Source organism: Bacillus sp. LL01 (genome assembly GCF_001037965.1).
Window position 1 is genome coordinate 1 of the sequence record NZ_LFEL01000088.1, and the last position, 6,453, is coordinate 6,453.

The following is a 6,453-nucleotide window of genomic DNA, read 5'->3' on the forward strand; positions in this document are numbered from 1 at the left end:
TTTCCCCTTCACCAGAGTCCACTGGCCCTAGAGCATTTTTAAAATAAAAATAACCACTTATAATGGCTATTAAGGTCATTACAGCTAAGCCGATGACACTATATAAGACGATTTTGCGAACCACTTTCGCCTCTGATACCCGTTCTTCATATACATCATTTCGTGGTTTTTCGTTGGAATCAGACATTGTTCTCCCCCTTCCACCGTCCCATTATACTATATTTCAAGCGTCTGTCAGTAAACAAATTGTTTAAGAGGCGAAAAAGCTCGCCTACATGTGAGTATATAGGGGGGGTTTTCGCCAAGTTATAGGAAAGGTCATTATCTATAAGGCATAGCAATCAAAAATGTGACACTTTTGCGTCAGATTGAAAAAAACGTACTAAAACCGCCAAAAAGCCCTTCTGCTCAGCTTGAGCAAAAGGGCTTGTCTTTATGCGAAACTTACTCTTCTTCTTCACCAGAGAATGTGTTAAGCATTTCCTCAACCATTTCCCACTCTTCGTCTGTTTCAACTGGGTACAACGCGATATCATTATCAACGTCTTCACGGTCTTCATAACGGAATGCAAATACTTCAACTTCCTCTTCATCACTATCATCTTCGTTTTCTCCAACTGGAGTGACTAAGATATAGCTTTTACCTGTTTCATCAACAGTAAATTTGAAAAGCTCGTCAAATAGATGCTCATCGCCATTTTCATCTGGAATTACAATACGTTCTTTTTCTTCTTGTGCCATACGTCTACACCTCTTCTATTCATGCTACATGCTTTTTCGATCAAGATACCCTTGAAGAATCATCACAGCAGCCATTTTATCAATTACTTTTTTACGTTTCTTACGACTCACATCAGCACTGATAAGCATTCGCTCAGCAGCAACCGTTGTCAAGCGCTCATCCCACATCACCATTTCACAATCATAATGTTTTTTGAGCGATTCTGCAAATTCCTGCGAACGTTCACCACTTGGTCCTATGGAGCCGTTCATGTTTTTTGGCAAACCAATCACAATTGTACCCACTTCATGTTCTTTGGCAATAGCAGCGATCTTTTGCATATCATCCTCAGGGTCTTCCTCGTTGCGACGAAGTGTTTCAAGACCTTGTGCTGTCCAACCTAATTCATCACTAAGGGCAATTCCAACTGTTTTGGTTCCTACATCAAGTCCTAAAGCTCTCATTCATTCTCCTTACGGTGCTGTGACAAATAAGACTTCACTAACTGTTCAATCAGTTCATCGCGCTCAAGCTTTCTAATAAGTGCACGAGCATCCTTGTGACGAGGGATGTACGCCGGATCACCAGAAAGTAAATAGCCTACAATTTGATTGATCGGGTTGTACCCTTTTTCCTCAAGTGCCTCATATACCGAAAGTAATACCTCTTGGACGTCAACGTCAACGGAATCATCAGGAAAGTTAAATTGCATTGTCTTGTCCATAGAGCCCATCACAAACACCTCTCTCTTTCTTTACCTTTATTGACTACATGCATACAAAAAGGTTGTCTTCTTCTATTGTACACGAAATTGTTCAAATTAGGAAATTGTTTTAACGAATTCAGGAACATATGCTAGAGCCTCTGCTAACTGGTCTGGCTTCTTACCGCCTGCTTGTGCCATATCAGGACGACCACCACCGCCGCCGCCACAACGTGTTGCGACTTCTTTTACAAGTTTTCCAGCATGATGCCCTTGGCTAATTAAATCTTTTGTCACACCAGCAACTAGATTCACTTTTTCACCAGACACTGCACCGAGAACAATCACACCTGAATCAAGGTCTTGTTTTAGTTTATCGACAATCGCACGGAGACCGTCCATATCACTAGCATTGACTTGTTTTGCAAGAACGCGAACACCATTTACTTCTACTGCCTCGTCAATTAGGTTTCCAGCTTCCATGTTGCCCAATTTTGCAGAGATTGATTCATTTTCACGTTGCAGTTCACGAATTTGTTGCTGAAGTGCTTCGATACGAGTTGGCACATCTTTCACATTTTTCGCTTTCACTAGATCTGATGCTTTTGAAAGTAAGCGTAATTGATCGTTCATAAATTCATAAGCACCTTGGCCTGTGACCGCCTCAATACGACGTACCCCCGCTCCAATACCAGATTCAGATACGACTTTAAATAGCCCGATCTCTGCTGTATTGGCTACATGGCAACCACCACAAAGCTCAAGAGAGTAGTCTCCAACTTGTACGACACGAACCGTCTCACCGTACTTCTCTCCAAATAATGCCATCGCACCCATTTCTTTTGCTTCAGCAAGCTTTTTCTCACTAATGTTTACCGAAATTGCATTCCAAACCTTCTCATTGACTATTTCTTCAATTTTCGTAAGCTCTTCTTTCGTTACTTGACCAAAATGAGAGAAATCAAAACGCAGACGTTCTTCTGAAACGAGAGAACCAGCTTGGTTCACATGTGTTCCAAGGACATCTTTAAGTGCTTGGTGCAATAGGTGCGTTGCTGTATGGTTTTTGACAATCCCAATACGAGCAGTCTCCTCAACTGTWCTTGTTACCGTCACACCTTCTGTTAACTCTCCCTCTTCAACTGTTACCGTGTGAAGATGCTGACCATTAGGAGCTTTTGTTACTTCTGTTACGCGTGCTACTACTCCCTCACCGACAATCGTTCCTGTATCGGCTACTTGTCCACCGCTTTCTGCATAGAAAGGTGTCTCACTTAAAATTAATTGAGCCGTCTCACCTGCAGGTACACTGTTTGCACGTTCTTTATTTGCGATTAATACGCTCACAGTACCTTGCGTTGATAGCTGCTCATAGCCTACGAATGTGCTACTCACATTAATATCACCTAATAGCTCATCTTGAACTTGCATCGATCCTGATTCTTGACGAGCTGCACGAGCGCGGTTACGTTGTTGTTCCATTTCTACTTCAAAGCCAGCTCGATCAATCGTCAAGCCCTTTTCTTCTACATATTCTTCCGTAAGATCAACCGGGAAGCCATATGTGTCATACAAACGGAATACATCACGCCCAGAAATCACGTCTTCACCTTTTGCTTTTGCTTCAGTCAGGATCTTTTCCAAGATACCAAGGCCTTCGTTTAACGTCTCATGGAAACGCTCTTCCTCTGTTTTCATTACCTTTTGGATGAAGTCTACTTTTTCTTTTACTTCTGGGTAGAAATCAACCATAATCTCGCCAACAACCGGAACAAGCTCATACATGAATGGACGATCAATTTGAATCAATTTTGCATAACGTACTGCACGGCGAAGAAGGCGACGAAGAACATAGCCACGACCTTCATTTGATGGAAGCGCTCCGTCTCCAACAGCAAATGTGACAGTACGAACATGGTCAGCAATGACCTTATATGCGACATCRGTTTCTATGTCTGCATTGTATTTAACTGGTGTTAACTGCTCTGTTGCTTGGATAATTGGCATAAATAGATCAGTCTCAAAGTTAGTAGGCGTATCTTGAATAACAGATACCATACGCTCAAGACCCATTCCTGTATCAATGTTTTTCTTAGGAAGTGGCGTGTATGTACCATCTGGATTATGGTTGAACTGTGAAAACACAAGGTTCCACACTTCAAGGTAGCGCTCATTTTCTCCACCTGGGTACAGCTCTGGATCATTTTCATCATTACCATAAGATGGTCCACGGTCATAGAAAATCTCGGTATTAGGACCACTTGGGCCTTCTCCGATATCCCAGAAGTTCCCCTCAAGACGAATAATACGCTCTTCTGGAACGCCAATTTTCTCTGCCCAGTAGTCATAGGCTTCATTATCTTCAGGGTGAACAGTTACGGATAATTTTTGAGGATCAAACCCAATCCATTTTTCACTCGTTAAAAACTCCCAACCCCACTCGATTGCTTCTTCTTTAAAATAATCACCGATTGAGAAGTTCCCTAGCATTTCAAAGAACGTATGGTGACGAGCTGTTTTTCCTACATTTTCAATATCGTTTGTACGAATCGATTTTTGAGCATTTGTAAYACGAGGATTACTTGGAATGACACGGCCGTCGAAGTATTTCTTAAGTGTTGCCACCCCACTGTTAATCCAAAGCAAAGATGGATCCTCATGTGGAACAAGTGATGCACTTGGCTCTATGTCATGTCCTTTTTCTTTAAAGAAATCAAGATACATTTGGCGTACTTGTGCTGAAGTTAGTGATTTCATCATCGTCATCTCCTTTTTATTTACATACAAAAAAACCCTCATCCCAAAAAGAAGGGACGAGAGTTGTATTCACGCGGTGCCACCCTAATTATGGATGATCATTCATCCATCACTCGAAGCCTTAACGCGGCGAACGGCAGGGTTTTGCCTGCACTCAGGAGTAGCTTTCCGAATCCCTTCACACAGCAACCCTCTCAGCCATAGGGGTCACCTCTCTTAGTGCGGACTGATTCKTACTTCATTCCGTCAACGTGTTCATTAATCGATCATTTGTCTCTTATTATAGAAAAGCGGTAATACTCTTGTCAATGACTGATGAAATATAGTCGAATATGCAGTAACGTGACTTTTAAAATCGCAAGGAGGGGAACAGCTACCAATAACCCGATAACACCACCTGCCTCAACCCCAATTACTAACGCCAGGATGATCAAGATGGGATGCATATGCAAAGTCCTTCCTACAATTACAGGGGAAAGTACATTACCTTCAATTTGTTGTAAAATTAATATAAAAACCGAAGTGATAAGAGCAAGTTGCCAAGATTCAAGTAAGGCGACGGCTACAGCAGGTACAGCTCCAATATAAGCCCCGAAATAAGGAATCATCTCAGTCGCTCCCATAAAAATTCCTAATAAAATGGGATACGGCACTCCAATAAGCCAAAAGCCCAGGCTAGAAATAATCGTTACTGCAAGCGCAACAAGAAGCTGTCCACGGATATAGCTGCCAAATGTATGGTCCACGTCTTCTACATAACGTTTTAATCTACCTCTCCATCTTCTCGGTGTTAGATACCAAGCAACCTTTTGGACAAGATCAAAATCTTTTAGAAAATAAAACACCAAGAATGGAATAACGATCAAACTAAACATTGATTGAATCACCCATAAGGCGACAGCCTCTGTTTGGTCCAATGCCCTGGCTCCGAGTTGCTCTGCTTGAGTGGACCATTCTTCAATGTGAACTCTAATGGGAGAGGGAAGTGTTCGCACCTCACTTTGAATTTGAAAMATGAAGTCCTCTAATGCTCTAATTTGTTCAGGCAATCTCTCCATCGCATGACGTATTTGTTCAACTAAAGCTGGAGCTCCCCATACAATCAAAAATCCTACTGTTAAAAGAAGGATTAAAAAAACAACTAGTACACTTACTGAACGTGGTAGCCCCCAATCGTGCAATCCTTCAACAAGTGGATGGAGAAAGTATGTAAAGAGAACCGCTAAGGTAAGTGGGAGAAGGAGAGCTTTTATGACTTTGAAAATCGGTTCAAGCAAAGGAAGTAATTGAACTGCCATAAAGACAATAAGCAGCACTAATAACACAAGCACGAGCTTGTTGATCCACTTATACTCATTCAGCCGTTTCTCCACTACACACACCTCCTTGGGCTTCTCTACTTGTAGTGTGTACAATTTGAGTTTGTTTATCAGTTCAAACAAAAAAGCCTGCCTACAAAGTAGACAAGCTTGTCGCATTTCCTACGAGAAACGTTTCGCTAATTGTTTCTTCGTTTTTTTCCATGTTCGGTTGTTGAAATACTTATTCATATCTAACCCTTTAATCGGTTGAATGAATTGATCAAACTTCCGCTTGTTTTGGCGACTACTCATCGAATAAGCAGCAGCTCCCACTCCAACAGCTAGTAGAGACGTAAAAGCTTTCCTCATCGGATGACACCACCTTTTATATTGGATTACAGTCCAACATGCAGATCCTGATCTTCAAACAAATCATCTAAAGAACTGAGCGAGCCATCTTCCTCGACTTGATGCAAAGAAAGCTTCCCTTTTAGCAAGCTCATCTCAACAAAACAATTCCAGCAATAATATTGGTTTGTACCTATTTTACCGATATCTTTTGATTTACAGTTTGGACATTGCATACGTAGGGCCTCCTTAAATCGACACGATGGCTTTGTCCTTGCCAACAATAAGAGGTCCCTTGGCTTTAATCACCTTTCGACCTTCTATTAAGTCAGCTACCAATCCATCGGTCACTTCATACCCTACGATTGTCCCCACTTCTTCTTCAAAATATACATCTTCTACCAGTCCTACCTTCTCCCCTTCAGTGGTTAGTAAAGCTAGGCCTTGAAGACGTCTCTTCCCCAATTTTAAAGAATGAGAGTGGTGGTCTTTTCTGTCGTAACGTGAGAGGTCATCTTCACTCCTAACCATTACGCCGTCATCACCAAAACTCATAACCGCTTCAACCGGAAGAAAAAGATGATGATTTAGCCACCCTTTTCGATCGACTACAAACCCCTCAA

Annotated in this window: 8 protein-coding genes, 1 pseudogene and 1 other annotated feature; all 9 genes and pseudogenes read right to left on the minus strand. The window is 41.8% G+C overall.

Going from position 1 to position 6,453, the window contains the following annotated elements:
• Positions 1-187: pseudogene (locus tag AB685_RS24920) on the minus strand (aminodeoxychorismate lyase); the annotation flags it as partial.
• 257 nt (positions 188-444) lie between these two features.
• Positions 445-741 carry a DUF1292 domain-containing protein gene (locus tag AB685_RS24925; protein ID WP_047973284.1) on the minus strand — a complete coding sequence of 99 codons (297 nt, stop codon included), beginning with the start codon at positions 739-741 and terminating at the stop codon, positions 445-447.
• Positions 742-765: 24 nt separating this feature from the next.
• Positions 766-1,185, minus strand: a complete 420-nt coding sequence (ruvX, locus tag AB685_RS24930) for a Holliday junction resolvase RuvX (protein ID WP_047973285.1) — start codon at positions 1,183-1,185, stop codon at positions 766-768.
• On the minus strand, positions 1,182-1,454 hold the full coding sequence (locus AB685_RS24935) for an IreB family regulatory phosphoprotein (RefSeq protein ID WP_047973286.1): 273 nt from the start codon (positions 1,452-1,454) through the stop codon (positions 1,182-1,184). Before AB685_RS24935 ends, ruvX begins: the two co-directional genes overlap by 4 nt.
• Positions 1,455-1,541: 87 nt before the next feature.
• Positions 1,542-4,181 (minus strand): alanine--tRNA ligase, encoded by a 2,640-nt coding sequence (gene alaS, locus AB685_RS24940; RefSeq protein ID WP_047973287.1) that lies wholly within the window; start codon positions 4,179-4,181, stop codon positions 1,542-1,544.
• 49 nt (positions 4,182-4,230) lie between these two features.
• Positions 4,231-4,440: a binding site (T-box leader), on the minus strand.
• Positions 4,441-4,486: 46 nt separating this feature from the next.
• Positions 4,487-5,554, minus strand: coding sequence for an AI-2E family transporter (locus AB685_RS24945; RefSeq protein WP_053073950.1), 1,068 nt, complete (start codon positions 5,552-5,554; stop codon positions 4,487-4,489).
• A gap of 108 nt (positions 5,555-5,662) precedes the next feature.
• Positions 5,663-5,851, minus strand: coding sequence for a DUF3918 family protein (locus tag AB685_RS24950; RefSeq protein WP_047973288.1), 189 nt, complete (start codon positions 5,849-5,851; stop codon positions 5,663-5,665).
• A 26-nt stretch (positions 5,852-5,877) separates the two neighbouring features.
• Positions 5,878-6,066, minus strand: coding sequence for a hypothetical protein (locus AB685_RS24955; protein ID WP_047973289.1), 189 nt, complete (start codon positions 6,064-6,066; stop codon positions 5,878-5,880).
• A 13-nt stretch (positions 6,067-6,079) separates the two neighbouring features.
• The coding region (locus AB685_RS24960; protein WP_047973290.1) for a PRC-barrel domain-containing protein at positions 6,080-6,453 on the minus strand (374 nt) is incomplete at its 5' end.

Bases quoted from the DNA above. Each gene is read 5' to 3' on its own strand.
- AB685_RS24925 (WP_047973284.1), bottom strand. From the start codon at position 741: ATGGCACAAGAAGAAAAAGAACGTATTGTAATTCCAGATGAAAATGGC.
- AB685_RS24955 (WP_047973289.1), bottom strand. From the start codon at position 6,066: ATGCAATGTCCAAACTGTAAATCAAAAGATATCGGTAAAATAGGTACA.
- ruvX (WP_047973285.1), bottom strand. From the start codon at position 1,185: ATGAGAGCTTTAGGACTTGATGTAGGAACCAAAACAGTTGGAATTGCC.
- AB685_RS24950 (WP_047973288.1), bottom strand. From the start codon at position 5,851: ATGAGGAAAGCTTTTACGTCTCTACTAGCTGTTGGAGTGGGAGCTGCT.
- AB685_RS24935 (WP_047973286.1), bottom strand. From the start codon at position 1,454: ATGGGCTCTATGGACAAGACAATGCAATTTAACTTTCCTGATGATTCC.